The 17,633-nt window shown below is 60.9% G+C and carries 13 protein-coding genes; 6 read left to right on the top strand and 7 right to left on the bottom strand.

The annotated features are described in order from the left end of the window. Positions 1-61 precede the first annotated feature (61 nt). The 4 genes from CH295_RS25915 to folP all read left to right on the top strand — a co-directional run bounded on the left by CH295_RS25915 (position 62) and on the right by folP (position 6,418). Positions 62-2,455, top strand: a complete 2,394-nt coding sequence (locus CH295_RS25915) for a hydantoinase B/oxoprolinase family protein (RefSeq protein WP_094742326.1) — start codon at positions 62-64, stop codon at positions 2,453-2,455. After that, positions 2,452-4,551, top strand: a complete 2,100-nt coding sequence (locus CH295_RS25910) for a hydantoinase/oxoprolinase family protein (protein ID WP_094742325.1) — start codon at positions 2,452-2,454, stop codon at positions 4,549-4,551. The genes CH295_RS25915 and CH295_RS25910 overlap by 4 nt, the downstream gene beginning before the upstream one ends. Positions 4,552-4,623: 72 nt before the next feature. After that, positions 4,624-5,517 carry a bifunctional 5,10-methylenetetrahydrofolate dehydrogenase/5,10-methenyltetrahydrofolate cyclohydrolase gene (locus CH295_RS25905; RefSeq protein WP_212556217.1) on the top strand — a complete coding sequence of 298 codons (894 nt, stop codon included), beginning with the start codon at positions 4,624-4,626 and terminating at the stop codon, positions 5,515-5,517. Next, positions 5,495-6,418 carry a dihydropteroate synthase gene (folP, locus tag CH295_RS25900; RefSeq protein WP_094742324.1) on the top strand — a complete coding sequence of 308 codons (924 nt, stop codon included), beginning with the start codon at positions 5,495-5,497 and terminating at the stop codon, positions 6,416-6,418. Before CH295_RS25905 ends, folP begins: the two co-directional genes overlap by 23 nt. Positions 6,419-6,792: 374 nt before the next feature. On the opposite strand, the gene CH295_RS25895 is transcribed toward folP, so the two are convergent. The 7 genes from CH295_RS25895 to CH295_RS25860 form a co-directional block, all read right to left on the bottom strand. Then, positions 6,793-7,440, bottom strand: coding sequence for an MBL fold metallo-hydrolase (locus CH295_RS25895; RefSeq protein ID WP_094742323.1), 648 nt, complete (start codon positions 7,438-7,440; stop codon positions 6,793-6,795). Positions 7,441-7,442: 2 nt separating this feature from the next. Continuing rightward, positions 7,443-8,528 carry an S-(hydroxymethyl)mycothiol dehydrogenase gene (locus tag CH295_RS25890; protein WP_094742322.1) on the bottom strand — a complete coding sequence of 362 codons (1,086 nt, stop codon included), beginning with the start codon at positions 8,526-8,528 and terminating at the stop codon, positions 7,443-7,445. A gap of 126 nt (positions 8,529-8,654) precedes the next feature. Beyond that, positions 8,655-8,933, bottom strand: a complete 279-nt coding sequence (locus CH295_RS25885; RefSeq protein WP_212556216.1) for an MDR/zinc-dependent alcohol dehydrogenase-like family protein — start codon at positions 8,931-8,933, stop codon at positions 8,655-8,657. Between the two features lie 132 nt (positions 8,934-9,065). Continuing rightward, on the bottom strand, positions 9,066-9,932 hold the full coding sequence (locus CH295_RS25880) for an IclR family transcriptional regulator (RefSeq protein ID WP_252342192.1): 867 nt from the start codon (positions 9,930-9,932) through the stop codon (positions 9,066-9,068). Continuing rightward, entirely contained in the window at positions 9,896-11,107 is a 1,212-nt protein-coding gene (locus CH295_RS25875) for a cytochrome P450 (RefSeq protein WP_094742320.1), read from the bottom strand. Before CH295_RS25875 ends, CH295_RS25880 begins: the two co-directional genes overlap by 37 nt. Positions 11,108-11,168: 61 nt before the next feature. Next, the gene (locus CH295_RS25870; protein WP_094742319.1) at positions 11,169-12,131 is read right to left on the bottom strand and encodes a PDR/VanB family oxidoreductase; all 963 of its coding nucleotides are present in this window, start codon (positions 12,129-12,131) and stop codon (positions 11,169-11,171) included. A gap of 284 nt (positions 12,132-12,415) precedes the next feature. After that, positions 12,416-13,486 carry an aromatic ring-hydroxylating oxygenase subunit alpha gene (locus tag CH295_RS25860; protein ID WP_094742317.1) on the bottom strand — a complete coding sequence of 357 codons (1,071 nt, stop codon included), beginning with the start codon at positions 13,484-13,486 and terminating at the stop codon, positions 12,416-12,418. 1,058 nt (positions 13,487-14,544) lie between these two features. Here CH295_RS25860 and CH295_RS28455 point away from each other — a divergent pair. Together CH295_RS28455 and CH295_RS25850 are read left to right on the top strand one after the other, a co-directional pair. Continuing rightward, entirely contained in the window at positions 14,545-14,679 is a 135-nt protein-coding gene (locus CH295_RS28455; RefSeq protein WP_288143201.1) for a hypothetical protein, read from the top strand. Positions 14,680-15,840: 1,161 nt separating this feature from the next. Further along, entirely contained in the window at positions 15,841-17,169 is a 1,329-nt protein-coding gene (locus tag CH295_RS25850) for an MCE family protein (RefSeq protein ID WP_094742315.1), read from the top strand. Positions 17,170-17,633: the final 464 nt, after the last annotated feature.

Raw genomic sequence — 17,633 nt, 5'->3', positions numbered from 1 at the left:
TCCGGTCTCGGTTCCTCCCCAACACCTGCGCCGAGAACAGCGAAGAAATGGTGGTCACCCGATGACATCTTTCCACTACGCAACCGACGACGGAGTCGTCCGCAATCCTCAAATCGACTTCGTTGCATATGACGGGGTTCGATTGGACGGTATCCACGCCTCTTACATTCCGCGTCCAGAACTGGCGATCTCGGCGAGCCTGAACCTTCACGATGAGGCCGACCTGTCTGTGGACCCCATCACCTACCAGGTGCTCAGGTCGAGGCTGTGGCACATGAACGTCGAACACGGCGACATCATTCAACGAGTTACCGGTTCTGCTCCCGTCGTCTACTCGAAAGACTTCGCCACGGCACTGCTGACCGAAGACGGTGAAATAGTCGTGGTCAGTCCGACTGTTCAGGTCTTCTCGACCCTCGCGGACCTCGTGGTCAAGTGGACGCTCGAATATCGCAGCGAAGACCCGGGTATCCAAGAAGGCGACATTTTCCTTCAGAACAGTCCTTTTGTTGCTGCCGGGCAGCAACCCGACACCGCTGTGTTCGCACCGGTGTTCGTCGACGGTCGACTCTTCGCGTGGGCGTACAACGCCCTCCACATGGGAGACCTCGGTGGCGTAGATGCTGGAGGCTGGGCCGTTCACGCACGAGACCGCTTCGAGGACGGGGCCGCGACACCACCGGTCAAGATCGCAGATCGGGGAGTCGTACGCTCCGACGTCATCTCGATGTGGGTACACCAAGGTCGCGACTCCGAGACACTCCGTCTCAACATCAACAGCGGCATTGCGGGCGTGAGGGCTATGACCACCCGAATTCGTGAGCTCGTCGAGGAACAGAGCGCAGCGACCGTGAAAGGTGCGATGCGCAAAATGATCGCCGCCGCCTCACGCGTTGTAGGCGACCGGCTCGACCTGATCCCCGACGGCACCTGGACCCAACGCTCGTTCGCCACCGGAGCAACCGGAGTCGACCGTGTGTCGCACCGCGAGGTACTCACGATTCAGAAGCAAGGACGCCACATCACCTGCCGCAACGACGGCACGTCTCCGCAGTCGGGACCGGGCAACTCCACCTATTCGGTACTGCGTTCGGGCATTGTATCTGCGCTGGCGGCAGCCCTCGCCTGGGACCAGCGCGGTTGCCTGGCGGGGGTCGCAGACCACGTGATGTTCGAGCCGACTTTCGGCACCCGCAATGCCGCTAACCCGCCGGCCGCCACCTCCGCCATCTACAGCGCCGTGACCACAATGAACATCGCCGGACTCGTCGTATCTCAGATGCTTCTCGCCGCTCCCCCCGAACTCCGACGCCGCGCATCCGCCGCGGGCGGATTCTCGATGCCGATGGCAGACGTGTCGTTCGGAATGGACCAGCAGATGCATTTGATCGCGCCGCCCGGATCTGTACACGGCGCACTGATGGCAGGAGCTATCGGGGCGTTCCCCGACCGGGACGGCATCAATTCCGGCGGTTCCTGGCACATGCTGGGAACCTCCGCCGGCAACGTCGAAGATTACGAAAGTGAAGGAGTCGGACTCGCCCTGTACCGCCGGGAAAAGATCGACAGCGGCGGCCCCGGTCGGTGGCGGGGCGGGAACGGCGTCGAGGCCGCGTGGATGCCTCACGACGCGTTCCTCAGCTTCGCTCAACTGGTCTTCGTCGAACCCGGTGCCAACATGGCCACAGGATTGGCCGGCGGGTACTTCGGCTCCAGCGGGAACCAATTGAAAACCCGAGACGGTGCCGTTACAGCGTCGATCTCGGCGGGCCGGATGCCTGGATCGCGCGAGCAGCTCATCGAAGCAGGTGCCGATCCTGTGCGGGTACATCCGCAGTCCGCATTCATGCCACTGGCCCCCGGAACTGCTCTGATCGCCGAATACAGCGCCGGCGGCGGATACGGCGATCCCCTCGACCGCGAGGGAGAGCGAATATTGGACGACATCCGAGACGGTCACATCAGCCGAGAGGCGGCCGAGCGAGTCTGGGGCATCGTTTTCACCTCCAGCGGCGATTACGACGAGCCCGGTACCGCAACAGCACGCTCGCGTATACGGAACAACCGGCTTACACACCCCGACTATCAGGCACCGATGCCGAGACCAGCGCCCACCGGCAAGATCGAAAAAGTTCTGCTTGGAGCTGCAGGTCCCGTCGACCTGATTAGGGTCGATACCGCACTTGGGTGGTCGTGCGGCAGGTGCGCTGTCTGGCTCGGACCCGCGACCGACTCGCACGTCGCCGGTGCAGGGGTCAAACAAGTTGCACCTCAGGACATCGACCCACCACGGTATCTCGATCCAAAGGCTTTCGGCGATCCCTCGATCGTTGTGCGCCAGTACCTTTGCCCTAACTGCGGCGCGCTGCTACTGCAAGATTTCTGCACCATGGACGAACCTATCCCGACCCCTATCCAACTCGACGCGCTCGTCGCCGTAGGAGACAGACGATGAACTCCACCACATCTACCCAGGACCTGGTTATCGGCGTCGACATCGGCGGTACTTTCACCGACTGCGCGATCGTCCTGCCAGATGGACGCTCAGCGCCCGGCAAATCACCGACTACACCACACGACCGGTCGGAAGGCTTCTTCGCATCCATCGAAGACGCAGGAAACAGAGTCGGACTCGATTTGCACACCGCACTCCAACGTTGTCGCCTCTTGATCCATGGAACGACGACAGGGACCAACGCGCTCATCGAACGCAGCGGCGCGCAAGTTGGGCTCGTCACCACGACCGGCCACGGCGACGCGAGCCTCATCATGAAAGGCGAAGGGCGTCTCGTCGGAATCGATCCGGACCAAATCTGGGACCTCCCCGGCTCGGACAAGCCCGAATTCCTGGTACCCCGCGCACTGATTCGGGAAGTACACGAGCGAATAGACTTCCGAGGCCGGGTCGTCGTTCCTCTCGACGAAGTCGGGGTGGTGGCAGCGGCCGACGAGCTAGTCGAAGCAGGTGCCCAAGCCATAGCAATCAGCTTCCTGTGGTCGGTACGTAACGACACACACGAGCGCAGAGCAGCAGACCTCATCGCCGCACGCCATCCGGGAGTGTTCGTGACCGCTGCTGCATCCGTCTCGCCCTACGTGGGTGAATACGAACGCACCATGGCGGGCATCGTCAACGCCTATATCGGCCCGTTGATGATCGACTACGTCGACCGAATCGAGCGTAGGGCAGCGGATCTCGGCTACTACGGGAGGCTGCTGTTCGCTCAGGCCGCGGGTGGGGCCATCACTGGCGACGAGGTGCGTCTGGCACCTGTACGTACCGTCCACTCCGGTCCGGTCAGCGGGCTGCTGGGCAGCGCACATATGGCCGACGCGATGGGCCGACCGGATCTGATCGTCGCCGACATGGGCGGTACGTCCTTCGATGTGAGCGTCATTCGAGATCACCGCCCCGACCTACGCGACGTCTCGACACTAGAACGGTTCCAAGTGGCGCTTCCCATGGTGTATGTCGACACCGTGGGGGCCGGCGGCGGTAGCGTTGCCTGGATCGACAGTGCAGGAGAATTGCAAGTCGGACCACGATCAGCCGGCGCGCTTCCCGGCCCTGCCTGTTACGGCCGCGGCGGAACCGAACCGACCGTGACCGACGCAGACGTGGTACTCGGCATCGTCGACCCCGATGCATTTCTACACGGCGAACGACGACTCGACGTCACGGCCGCACGGAAAGCCATAGCCACGATCAGCGAACCGCTGGGAATGTCGATCGAGCAGGCCGCCGCCGGCATCAACCGCATCATCGACGCGAAAATGGCCGACCTCCTGCGAAGGATGAGCGTGCAACGGGGATTCGACCCGCGTGAGTTCACCGTATTCGCCTACGGAGGCGGAGGGCCGGTCCACGGCGCAGCCGTCGCACGTGACGTGGGAGTGCGAACACTCGTCGTTCCACTGGTCGACATGGCCTCCGCTTGGTGTGCGTACGGGGCTACGGTCTCCGACATGGTGCACGTCGTTCAGCATTGGGAAAGCATGACCCTGCCTTGCCCGCCTGAGCACTTCGCAGAAACCTTCTCACGCCTCGAGAAGCACGCTCACGAACTGCTCGCCAGCGAGGGTTTCGACGACCCCGAGATGCGGATCGAGCGATCGATCAAAGTCAAATACACAACACAACTGCACACAATCGAGCTACCCATCCAAGAAGGCTCTTTCGACCAAGCCGCCATGGAACAGATCGTTGACGACTTCGGCCGCACTTACGACACCCTTCACGGCGAGGGTGCGGGACATCGGGCGGGCGGCGTCACGCTGACGGGTTTCGTCATTCGAGCGAAAGGGGCTCTAGAACGTGCGTCGCAGCCATTCGCCGCTCCAGCTGTCGGCGTGACTCGGTCGAGCCGATCGGTCTACTGGTCGGAGCTCGGCGAACGAGTTCAGACACCGGTCATCAGCTTGCAGTCCGGGCGGATCGACGACGAGATGACGGGACCGATGCTATTGCAACTTCCCGACACTGTGGTCGTCGTCCGACCGGGGCAGACCGCACGGATGGACAATTTGGGCAATTTAGTCCTGTCGATCTGAATCGTTCGCCGCACGACAGGTAGGTGGGCTGATCTCCATGAGCAGAACAATGCGATGGAAGGTGATGGAACTATGACACTGGACACCGTGGTCATCGATGGGAGGGCCGTCGCAGCAAGCGTGCGCGAAGAGGTGTCTGAGAGCGTGGCTTCCTTCGTCTCGGCCACTGGCAGGCAACCCGCCCTAGCCACCATACTGGTCGGAGACGACCCAGCCTCGGAAGTGTACGTACGCAACAAACGGAAAACTGCGGCATCGGTTGGGCTTGCTGATATACATCATCACCTTCCTGCCGGAGCCAGTACTGCCGATGTCTGTGCGGTGGTCGAATCGCTGGCAAATAATTCGGACGTCGCCGGAATTCTTGTCCAGCTGCCCCTGCCCGATGGGGTGGAGGCAGCTGCAGTCATCGACCTGATTCCTTGGGATAAGGATGTCGACGGTCTTACCACCACCAGTGCCGGACTGCTCAATCGTGGACGCCCAGGATTGCGGCCTTGCACCCCCTCCGGGGTGATCACACTCCTCGATCATTACGGTATCGAACTCTCTGGTACCGAGGCCGTCGTCGTGGGACGATCCGATTTGGTCGGGAGGCCACTTGCGCAGATGCTTACAGCACGAGACGCAACTGTCACAGTTCTCCATTCCAGGTCGGTGAATACCGCACGTGTGCTGAACCGAGCTCGCGTTGTAGTTGTGGCCGCCGGGCAACCAGGTTTGATCGGCGCTACTGACATCCGCCGAGGAGCGGTTGTCGTCGATGTCGGCATCCACCGTGTCGACGGTCGCTTGCGTGGGGATACACGTTACGACGAACTCCTCGGACATGCCGCTTTCGCCACTCCTGTTCCAGGTGGTGTAGGTCCGATGACAATAGTGGAGCTCATGCGAAATACGCTCGCAGCAGCCAAACTTCAACGGTCGACGTCAGCAGTGGCAGATGTCGGCACCGGACCTTCCTAGCTCGGATCGCGCGCCGTTCGCCGAAAAGTCACACACAGGCTCATCGCATGCGGACTCGAACCGGCTGCATCTGCAGCTGATGGGCATCGTCAATGTCACTCCAGACTCGTTCAGTGACGGCCGTAGATACCTCGACCTGGGAAGAGCGACCACGCACATTCACCATCTGTTGGATGAAGATGTCGACATAATCGACATAGGTGGAGAATCAACGCGTCCCGGAGCACATCGAATCGACGCAGAGGAAGAATGCAGGCGCGTGCTGCCAATTATCGATTGGGTCGCTGCGAATACAAGCGCACGCCTTTCGATCGACACCATGCGCGCAGACGTGGCGGAATGCGCCGTCGAGCGAGGTGCCTCCATGATCAACGACGTTTCTGGCGGGTTCGCTGATTCACGGATGCATTCCGTGGTGGCGGCAAGCGGGGTGCAGTTCGTCATCGGCCACTGGCGGCGATACCTTCCCCGCACATCCACTCGTACAGTTTTCGATGTTCGTGCTGTCATCGAAGAACTGAAGGCAACAGTCGAGCACTCTCTTCGTTCAGGGGTCGGTGCCGAACAACTCTTCGTTGATCCGGGAATCGGATTCGGGAAAGACCCGGAGTTGAACTGGCAAATTCTCGAACAGCTTCCGCTACTAGCAGATTCGTTAGGGCTACCGGTTGTGATCGGAGCGAGTCGGAAGAGCTTTCTACGCGAGGTTTCGAATCGCCCTGCCGCCCATCGCGACAGTGCTACAACTGCCTTGCACACCCTGGTGGCATCTCGAGGTGGTGCTTCAATCATACGGACGCACGATGTCGCCGCCGCCAGGGATGCCCTCGCTGTGCAACGTAAATGGGATGATCTGTCGCGCGGTCGTAGTTCGGCACTACGGGTCGGTCGTCACTTCTAGCTCGACAGACCAAGACGGAACGCATGACCCGGCAGTGTTGCGCGTCATACCCTTCTCGCCCGCAGCGATTGGCGATCACTTAGCGAGCGTCCGCCTGGCAACGCAGGAAACCGACGGCCGATGCGTGCATCCCGCGTTCTCTGGCTCCAGAACGTCGAATGCGTTCGTGCGTCTGCGATCAAATGACACATACTATCGAAGTACTTGAGTTCGCCGACGAAGACTCGACAAGACTGCGCGCAGCCTGAACCGACGCCCACATCTGTAGGAGCTCGTAACCGGCAATCATCGAGTTCGGCCCAAGCTTGACCGGGTCGCGTCCGACGCGCAAGTAGATCCCACCGTGCTTCTCTGCTTCAGAACAAGCTGCCAGATCAGTAGCCGCGCGAAATCCAATCGGCGAGGTAGGGCGCTTCGGCCGCGATTGTGGTGCCATCGCCATGCCCGGTCAGCACGGTGGTCTCCTCGGGGAGGGCGAAGAGCCGGTCACGAATCGATCCGATGATGGTGGGGAAGTCCGAGTACGACCGCCCGGTGGCACCGGGGCCGCCGGAGAAGAGGGTGTCTCCGGAGAACATGACACCGACCTCGGGGAGATAAAGGCACACCGATCCCGGGGAATGCCCGGGAGTGTGGATGACCTCGATGTCGGTGCCGGCCGCGGCGATCCGCTGACTGTCGTCGAGAGTCCAATGCGCGGTATCGGGGTGCGTCTGCTTCCACAGGACGTCGTCACCGGGGTGCAGCAGAATCGGCGCGTGAAGCTCGTGTCCCAGTTCGGGAGCGACGGTGACGTGGTCGTTGTGGCCGTGGGTGCAGATGACGGCGTTGACGTGGCGTCCGGCGACGGCCTCGATGATCGGCGCTGCGGTGTGGGCGGCGTCGATGACCACGACGTCGGTGTCGTCACCGATGAGGTAGATGTTGTTCTCGACCTCCCAGGTGCCGCCGTCGAGGGCGAACACCCCCGAGGTGACGACCCGCTCGATCCGCACACCGCCCGCGTTGACGAGGGTTTCCACGCTCACAGGACCACGACCGATCGAAGGACCTCGCCGGCGTGCATGCGGTCGAAGGCCTTCTCGACATCGCCGAGGTCGATGCGTTCGGTGACGAATTTCTCCAGCGGGAGACGGCCTTGCATGTGCAGGTCCACCAGGGTCGGGAAGTCGCGTTCGGGCAAGCAGTCGCCGTACCACGAGGACTTGAGCGTTCCGCCATGGGAGAAGAAATCGAGCAGCGGCATCTCGACTCGCATGTTCGGGGTGGGGACGCCGACGAGGACGACGGTGCCGGCGAGATCGCGACTGTAGAACGCCTGCTTCCAGGTCTCCGGACGCCCGACGGCGTCGATGACAACATCTGCTCCGTGACCACCGGTGAGATCCTTGACCGCAGCGATCGGGTCGTCCGTCGAGGCGTTGACGGTGTGCGTGGCACCGAGGTCCTTTGCCCAGGCCAGTTTGGTGTCGTCGCGGTCGATGGCGATGATGATCGACGCTCCGGCCAGGGCTGCTCCGGCGATGGCGGCGTCGCCTACACCGCCGCACCCGATGACGGCGACGGAGTCTCCGCGGCCGACGTTGCCGGTGTTCATTGCGGCTCCGAGTCCGGCCATGACGCCGCAGCCGAGGAGCCCGACGACGGCGGGGTCGGCGGTGGGATCGACCCTGGTGCACTGTCCTTCGTGGACGAGGGTCTTGTCGGCAAACGAGCCGATCCCGAGGGCGGGGGTGAGTTCGGTGCCGTCGGTGAGGGTCATCTTCTGTGATGCGTTGTGGGTGTCGAAGCAGTACCAGGGGCGGCCGCGTTTGCAGGCGCGGCATTCCCCGCATACCGCGCGCCAGTTGAGCACAACGAAGTCGCCGACGGTGACGTGGGTGACGGCGGTGCCGACGGTTTCGACGATGCCGGCGGCTTCGTGGCCGAGGAGGAAAGGGAATTCATCGTTGATGCCGCCGTCGCGGTAGGTGAGGTCGGTGTGGCAGACCCCGCAGGCCTGTATCTTCACGATGACGTCGTGGGGGCCGGGGTCGGGGATGACGAGGTCGACCAGTTCGACTTCGGCATCTTTCGATCGGGCGATGACGCCGCGGACTGTCTCAGGCATGAGCTACTTTCGGGTTTAGGTGTGGTGGAGTCAGGGCGATGGTGTTGATGTTCAATGTGATCCGACGAGTCGATGTGGATCGAGGACGAATTTGGTGGCTTCACCCGAGTCGAACTCTGCGTATCCCTAAGGTGCCTCGTCGAGGCTGATGGCCTGCGCGTTGACGGCTGTTGCGATCTGCATTCGTTCGTGCAGGATAGCCCTCATCAGTCCGTGGTGGTACTGCATTGTGGGGCATTGGCCGGTCGCGAACGACAACGACATAACGCAGCCTGTTCCCGGGCTCAGCGACAGGGCTCCGACTTTTGCCGCCTCGTCCTTCGCACCCGGATCGCCGGTGACATAAAGTCCCGGAATGCCGACCGATCCTCCCGCTGCGGTCACGGCCATCAACGAATTCAGCACGGTCGCGGGAGCCTCCGTTGCTGCCTCGCCGCCGTGTCCGCGGGCCTCGAAGCCAATAATTCGGAGCTTATTATGCCATGTTTATGGCCTATCTGAATGGGAGGGAAAAGACGCAGTGTAACCGCTCATCGGTCAATGGTGGTATTCATCTGCTGATTGTTTAACGGCATCCGTGCGGAAATCGTCCTTCGCTGCAGTGTGGATACTATAAGGCGACAACATTCTCCCGATGCCCAGCGCAGCGGCTTGGAGCAACGGCGTCAGCAATCGAGGTTTGGAATTGTGCGCCTCTACCACGACGGAAATGGCTGCGCGAATTGTTCCGCCCTTGTCGAAGATCGGCGCGGCCACGGAAACGGTGTTCAAAGTAATCTGTCTGTCACTGATTGCGATTCCGCTCTGTCGAATCTCAGCTAGAGTACGCCGCAGCGCGCCGGCGTCGCAGAGGGTGTATTCGGTGTATCTGTCCAGCGGCATTGCGCAAATTTCGTCTTGTATGTAGATCGGGGCGTGTGCGAGCAGGGCCAGGCCCAGGCCTGTGGCGGGCAAGCAGAAGCGTCCACCAACCCGGGTGAGAATTGGTACCGAGTCGCGGCTGCGGATTCGTTCGATGAACACCAGTTCGTGGCCGTCGCGTACACCCAACTGCACGTTTTCATGAGTGACCTGTGCGAGGTCCTCCATCACAGGTAGTGCCATTTCTCGAAGAATTAGTCCGCGGGGAGCAAGGGAAGCGGTTTCCCATAGTCGCAGGCCGACATGGAACCGACCAGTCAACTCGTCGCGTTCAATTGCTCCCCATTCGAGCAGGTCCTGAGCAAGTCGATGTGTCGTGGACAGCGGCAGCCCCGATCGTCGAGAAAGTTCGCCGAGAGTTAGCTCCGGCCTTTCAGCGGTGAAGGTTTCGAGCAATTTTAAAGCGCGTATTGTCACGGACCCGGTATGGACGTTCGCACCGGCGTTCACAGCGGCACGAGTTCGATCGGTATTGACTCCCACCCTTTCAGGGTGTTATTCAGTTTCGCGCGAGGTTCCCCCGTTAGTTCGATTCTGACGACTTTCTTGGCCAACGCACCGAAGATGGCTTCGGCCTCGAGTCGTGCGATGGGCTGGCCGACGCACTGGTGCACACCCATTCCGAACGCGACATGGCCACCGCCCTGGCGTTGGATGTCGAATTCTGCTGCATTTGTCCCCCACTTGCGCCAATCTCTATTGGCCGAGCCGAGAAATAGTAGGACTTTGGAGTCCTCCGGAATCTCGGTACCCGAGACCATCGAGGTCTTCGACGCTGTACGGAAGAATGTCTGAACCGGCGACTCGAATCGTAGTGCCTCGTCGAAAGCGAACTTTGCCAATCCCGGATTGCGATGCAGGGCTGCCCATTGCGGAGGATTGGTAGCGAGCGAATGCATCGTGTTGGCAATACCGTAAACGGTCGTATCCACCCCGGCGCTGAGCAGCGACCTAACCAGCAGGGGAGCCTGCGCTGTTGTGATTTCTCCTCGGTCTGCAGCTGCCCACACCTGGGCTCCGAACCCATTGTCATCGAGAGCTTCTCGTTGGCAGCTATTCCAGATCCATTCCTGCACGGGTGCTGCCGAGGACAGTGCTGCATCGAGTAGATCGTTCTGAGGACCGAAAGCGTTGAAAGCCAACGCGCCGTAGGGGAGTAAGTTCTCGCGTCCGTCACGGGGCAGCCCGACTGCGTCAGGGAAGACCCGGAGGGGATAGACCTCTGCAATATCGGTCACGGCGTCGACGAAACGCCGATCGAGCAGGGAGTCGATGAACTCCTCGGCATGGCGGGTGAAGTCGGTGCGTAATTGGCGGACCGTGCGCGGAGAAATCACTCCACCCATGACAGACCGGACCACAGTATGATCGGGTGGGTCCGATTCCAGTAGCAGGCTCGGCGTTCGCCAAGGCTTTTCCTTCTTGAAGTCTGACAGACCAGCACCGCGACTCGATACGAAGGTCTCCCAGTTGATAAGCGAAGCGTGCACCTCCTCGTACCGCCCCATGGCGTAGACCTGGTATCTCGTCAAGTAAACCACCGGCCCGGCCTCTCGAAGCCGTTCGTGGAAGTCGTACGGGTCGGTAAGGATCGCCGTACCGAACGGGTCGTCACTCAGCGTGGGAATGTCGACGGCGGGCAACGATTCGGTGGTCATGAGGGCCTTTCTTGCCGAAACCAGACTGCACCAGGGAGTAATTCGTTGTAGACCAGGATATTTACAATTCGAGCACAAGGCGAGGGCAGCTCGACCGGGACACGCATATCATCATGGTGTCGTTGGCGTCCTGCTCGATTTTTGTCAGTAGCGAGTCGCGGTGGTCGACAGTGCCCTCCAGTACTGGGGTTTCGCAGGTGCCGCACGTGCCTTCCTTGCAGGAGGAAAGAACCTGAACTCCGAAAGCTGTCACAGCATCAAGAATGGATTCGTTGGGTTGTACGGTTATTCTGCTGCCGGTCGAGGACAATTCGATCTCGAACGAAGACTCTCGTACCGGCTCATCAAGCGGTTTGGCACTGAACCGTTCGAGGCGAAGGCTGCCGTCGGGCCAACCGCGTGATTTTTCGGTGACAGCATCGAGAAGGGGGCCGGGGCCACAGGCGTAGATCAAGGTGGCCGGTAGCGGAGTACCAAGGAGTCGGTCGAGGTCGATCAGACCCCTTTCGTTTTGCGGAAACACTATGACGTTGTCCGGATAGCGAGAGCACAGTTCGTCGACGAAGGCCATCGTGCTGCGGCTGCGACCGCCGTATATCAACGTCCACTGAGCTCCCGCTCGATCGGCTTCGGCGGCCATCGTCATGATGGGGGTGATCCCGATTCCTCCCGCAATGAACAGATAGTTCGGTGAGTCATCGAGCTCAAAGCGGTTGCGCGGGCCGCGGATGTGTGCGCGGTCTCCGACCGAGATTTTGTCGTGTACATACTGCGACCCACCGCGACCGGCAGGCTCGCGAAGGACTCCTATCTGCCAGGTGGAGCGATCCGCGGGGTCACCGCACAGCGAGTACTGGCGGGTGATTTCAGAGGTCAACATTAAGTCGATGTGTGCGCCCGGTGACCACGCTGGGAGGTCGGTACCCTCTGGCGTCTGAAGCTGGATCACCGCAACACCGTCTGCGCCGTCGTTCTTTGCGGAGACAACGAGCTGGAGGTTCGCTTCATCGTGGGTGCGTTTCATTGGTCTCAACTCGTTTCGTTGGTGCGGGCTCTATGCGTGGGTTGGATAACGGTCCGCAGTTTCGTAGAGACATCCGAGATCCGGGCATGGTGTGACGGGGTCACAGGGCTCATCAGCGTTTCGATGGCCGATCGGATGCGCGAGCAACCACTCCCAGAGGACAGCGGGATCTCCCTCCTCGAGCGAAGCACCGCAGTGGCAGACACCTCGTAGCCTGTCCGTTCCGGGAACCCAGACAATGCGTAGTACGTTCGTTCCCAACAACATCCGGGCCGGTTCAAGGGTCATACCGAAACCTCAGTACCCAGACGCGAAGCATCGACGAGCTTTTGTAGAAGTCGGCGGGCACCCAGGCCCCCTGCGTCGATGTTGATCGAGAGTTCCTGGTAGCCGGTCTTCTCGGTGTTCAACGCTTGTTGAAGTATGTCCAGTGCGACGACGTCCTGCATGACAACTGTTCTGTTGCTTTCCGCCAGATATGCGGTGACGTCGTCGTCGCCGACTGCGAAGTCACGTGCAACTGCCCAGAAGTCGTGGGTGGAGCTTTCGGTTTCAGGGGTGATCGCATAGACGATCTCACTGTGGAAAGCGTGCACATCCGAACCGTCTGCCTCAGGTAAGGGCGCGCCGAGTGGCGCAATCCTACTGTGAAGAAGGTATAGGCACGGCGGGGTATATTCGATGTCTTGCCACCTGGAGATTCGAGTCTCGATACCGGTTGATTTCGAGTAGAACGGGGGGCACTCGGCGTCGTCCATGTGACGCGAGACGTAAATGACGTTTCGATCCTCGTCGACCTCAGTGGTGATGGGGGTTTCGGCGACCTCCGGGGTACCGATATAGCCGCCGTGCAAGTACGTCTCGTGCGAGAGATCCATCAGGTTGTCGACGAGTAAGCGGTAGTTGCATGCGATCGGTTCCATCCCACTCACGACGGTGTAATCGGGGGACGCCATCCAAGGGGCGCGGGGGATTCGGGTGGGGTCTCCTACCGTGGGATAGTTCGAGTCAGCAATCCAGACCCAGACGAAGGAGTCTTGCTCGTAAACCTGGTACGTCGAGAGCCGCGCGGTCCTCGGAATGCGCGCCTGGCCGGGCACGGAGACACAGCTTCCGTCACTTCCGTAAGTGAAGCCGTGGTATCCACACACCACGGTATCGCCTTCAAGGCGGCTGGGTGCGGCAGAAAGCGGATAACGACGGTGGACGCAACGGTCACTCATCGCCGAGATGTGACCGGACTTCCGTCGCCAGAACAGAATCGGCTCTTCGCAGATCGTCCGCGAGAATAGTTCGCGGCCAATATCGCGGCTGTATGCCGCTACGTACCACTGGTTACGGGCGATCGTCGTCATCTTGTGTCCTCCGCTACTTCGGATGCATGCCGGATGAAGTTCCGAGACTGTGGCATGTGCGTCAACGTCTGCCTTTTCGCTGTCGAGTGTGACCTGCGCCATGAACGCAGCGCGACTGCGTTTCCGAATGCCGGAAGCGAAATTTACCGTGCTGAATGCAACAGTGCCCGAACCACCAACTAGATCGACACGGTCGCTCGACGACGGGCTGGGCAAACCCGCACCGGTCGCACGCCTAATTCACGATATCGCCGGCGCATTCAATTCCCCGGGTCGAGTGCATGTGGCAGACCAGTACCAACCCGGGAAATTCGCTGACCCCGATACGGCGGAAACGACCGCACCGGTCGACCCCGCTCGCCAAAACCTCAGGCAGCGACATCCACGGCAGACGCCGCTCCGCACCACTCTCGGGAGTGAATACGGACTCGAAATCCCCGGCAGACGCTGTCTGCTGAGTCTGACATTCCAGCACCGGACATCATCCTCGCCCCCATTCGATGAGAATTCGCCACCACACCACAGATCGCCTGAGAATTGACACTGCCTACGCTCGCCGCCGCGTAGACGCAAAGGCGTGATGAGCGTGAGAGGTCCGGTGTTGCCGCGGGCGGCTGTTTGAGGCGCTCCTTCGTGCAGTTGTTCCTGGTTCGGCGTGCATGCATCGATGATCGTGTAGTCCGACCTGGACGGGGATGCGACCTGCTCGGGCGATCGAGCCGCGCAGCCGTGGAGCCCCTAGATCCGATGTTGTCGTACGTCATCCTCCGCCTCTCGACGGGAAGTCCTGTTCCGGCTAAACACCGAGTTCACGACGTGCTCAACGTGTTCGATGCGCGCTTTCACCCAGCGTGAGGGAAGCTCTATGCCCCTGACTCGGCAGTAAGGCGCATGGTCGGTTTTGCCCAAATTCGTAGACTGCAGACTGAATATTCCATTAATGGTCTTTAACCTCCCTTGTCGCACAAGCCCGCTAATGTCGTTACCGACCGCAAGGTCTGGTTGCGTTTGGTGGCGGTAACAGTCATCCAGCAGCGTGACAATTAAAGGTAGGCGACATGTCTCGTCTCATCGCTGCCCTCCCCGACATCGCCGAACTGGGAGTCGAGCGGATCACCGCCGAGGTGAAGGTGTTCGAGCCTACTGCGGCACGCTGCACCCCTACGACCGCGCCCTGCTGCTGCACCGCATAGGGAGATCCATGTGTGCGTGAGGGCCCCGCGGTACACATGCCGGATCGTGCCTGGTTCGCGAGTCGAATCGATTCCAAGACGTCCAAACATCAACGGTAGGAGCGTGTTAGACGGTGCTGACCCCCATCATCATGTGTGAGTCCCGTTCCAGGTGATGCTGGTCCTCGGACTACTGGCTCGATGCGGCGTGCCCTCGGGGGTCCCAAGTGCGTGACTCGTCGATCGCGTCCCGCTGGTTCAGTCAACAACCCCTTAGGGCCGCCAGTTCCGAACATGATCACGCGTTCACCGGCTGGTGTTCTCAACACACGCTGGGTGCATTGCTAGAGCACTTCGGCAGCCGTCCACCGGCCAGGATTCTCGACATCGGATGCGGCAGTGGCGAGTCGTAAAGCTGGCCCTGTCTCGATTTCTCAACGCCGACGTGATGGGAATCGACCCGAAACCCAGACACCATACAAGAGGCGCGGCAGCACAATCCGTCGTTGCGCTTGGAGTGTGAAACAGCGGAGAACCTGGAGACCTCACCCTTAGCACATCTGCGATTCGACGCCATTGTCGTTCAACTAAATCTCGCACCGAGGGATGACCCCTACTCGGGTCTGCGGAACGCGGCGCAAATGCTGGAACCTGGCGGACTCTGCCAAAGCGTCGACCCAGCGCAGTGCCGGCCGTTCGTAAAAGGGACGCTACCCTCGATCCAATCGGCCCGGATCTGTCAGTGGAGAAGTACCTGGCCGATCAGGCTGCCGCGTCCTTTACCTTCGGCGAGGGCAGGTCGCTCGCAAACCAAGAAGCTAAGCATTCGACGGAACGGCGGCGTCGGCCGTCCGATAAGGTCGAAAGAAGCCTTTGCGAATCTGGCGCAGCAACGCCGACGCGTTACAGCCCTGCTGGCTGCGGGTCGATCATCCGACGCTGACCTGTTATACGTTCACATCACCCGGTCTCCGGTGTCGAACATGTGCTCATACGTAGTCGCTGCCCCGTCTATCGGAAGATCTTGCTCCTCACCTAGCGCTCCTGGTGCATGACTCGATCGCATTGGTGATATGTAACACTATTTTTGGAAAAATGGACTATGTCTCACAGTGTCAATTTGTATGTAACGTCGGGTACCACTAAAATCCGCGGCATGGCTACTGTCGTCTTGTCTGTCGCATGACTGGTTCACCGTCGCCGGTGCAGAACCGTCTCCTCGGAGTTGCCCTCGTGGTGCTCATCGTGGCATTTGTCGGGTGGAGCGTCGCCTCGTACAGCAAAACTTTCGTCGAGGTCGTGACCGTGTTTCTCGAGACCGACAGCGTCGGCAACGCGCTGCCACGCAATGCCGATGTGAAGGTCCGTGGCATGGTCGTCGGCGAGGTTCGATCGGCGTCGACCGCGAACGGCGTCGTCACCTCGGAACTGGCGATCGACCCGGACAGCGCTCCGATGATCCCGTCCAACGTCACTGCCCGACTCTTGCCCAAGACGCTGTTCGGTGAGCGGTACGTCGCACTGATCCTGCCGGACGGCAAGCCCGGTTCGCCCATCGCCGAGGGCACCGTGCTGAAGCAGGATCGCAGCGGAAACGCCATCGAGGTCGGACAACTGCTCGACGGTCTGCTCCCGCTGCTCCAAGCCGTCCCGCCGCAGGACCTCTCGAACACCCTGGGTGCGCTGGCACAGGGATTGAGTGGGCGCGGCGAACAATTGGGCTTGACCATCGATCGATTAGAGAGCATCTTCTCCGGTTTGAACACCGAACTTCCGACCATCCAGCAGGACCTGCGCGGATTGGCCGACTTTTCCCAGACCTATTCTGACGCAGCACCAGAGCTGATCAGCGCATTGAATAGTTTACGGACCGCCGGCAACACCGTCGTAGAGAAGAAGTCCGCGCTCGAAACGCTTTACTCATCGATGACGTCCGCCTCGAATACGACGGCCGGATTCCTGGAGGCCAATTCGGCTCAGCTGATCGGCCTGGCTGTGAACTCCCGCGAGGCGCTCGAAGTGCTGGCCGAATTCTCGCCTGCCCTGGGCTGCACGGCCGCGGAGTTCGCTGAGGGCGCGCGACGTGGAGTGATTGTCACCGGCGGTGGCGACGAATTCCCCGGTATCAACGTCACGATGCCGATCGTCAACCCCAAGGGTCGGTACCTCCCGAACCAGGACGAGCCACGATTGTTCGAGAATCGGACTCCGACCTGCTACATCCCCCTCGAGCGCAGTACGGGAGAGTACTTCCCGCAGTACCCGGGCGGGTCGGTCAACGACGGCTCCTACCAGGTACCCACCAGAAACCCGGGCGAGCAGAACATCCCGGTGCTCTCGGCACCGCAGCTCTCCCCTGTACCCGCCTCGTACGCGGGCTCGGTCACCGAGCAGCAGACCCTGGCCGTCATCTATGGCGGTGCGGCGGGAATCGCGCCCGAAGCGGTCCCTTCCTGGACGACAACCGTGGGTGCACCTGCACTGAGGGGTACCCAGGTCACCCTCCGCTGAAGGCGCGCCTGATCCAATGGTCCGCGTCCTCCGTCGACGTTGAGCGCGTCGGGTAACGATTCTGGAGCACGTTGCATCTGCCGGGCACGGCGCTTCTGTCGTTGACCACCATGAAACTGAGGCAGACCCGGTTTAGTCCACTCTGCGGCCGGAGGCAGTAGTCAGACAGTTCCGGCGGTCACTGTTCTCGTAGTCGATGGGCGAGGTGTACCTGATCGAGAAGTGCAGTCGGGCAGCGTTGAACCAGTGCAGAGACGGGGCGGACTTCCCCTCCACCTCGCCCGTACGGTCCAGGACTTTTGGCGGTCGAGCATCTCCGAGTCGTACAGTGCGAGAGTCGATACCATCAATACGTGTCGAGTCCGAAGTAAGAGTGGTGATCACGCGGAATATCATCGATGATCCCGGCGAGCGGCGGCCGGCCTGAGCTGCGCGACCTATTCACTGACGCCGTCCAGACGGTC

Origin of the sequence: Rhodococcus sp. 14-2483-1-2 (assembly GCF_002259405.1) — a bacterium.
Classification (GTDB): Bacteria; Actinomycetota; Actinomycetes; order Mycobacteriales; family Mycobacteriaceae; genus Rhodococcoides.
The sequence above is the reverse complement of the archived record's forward strand: the minus strand, read 5'-3'. Positions and strand labels throughout refer to the sequence as shown.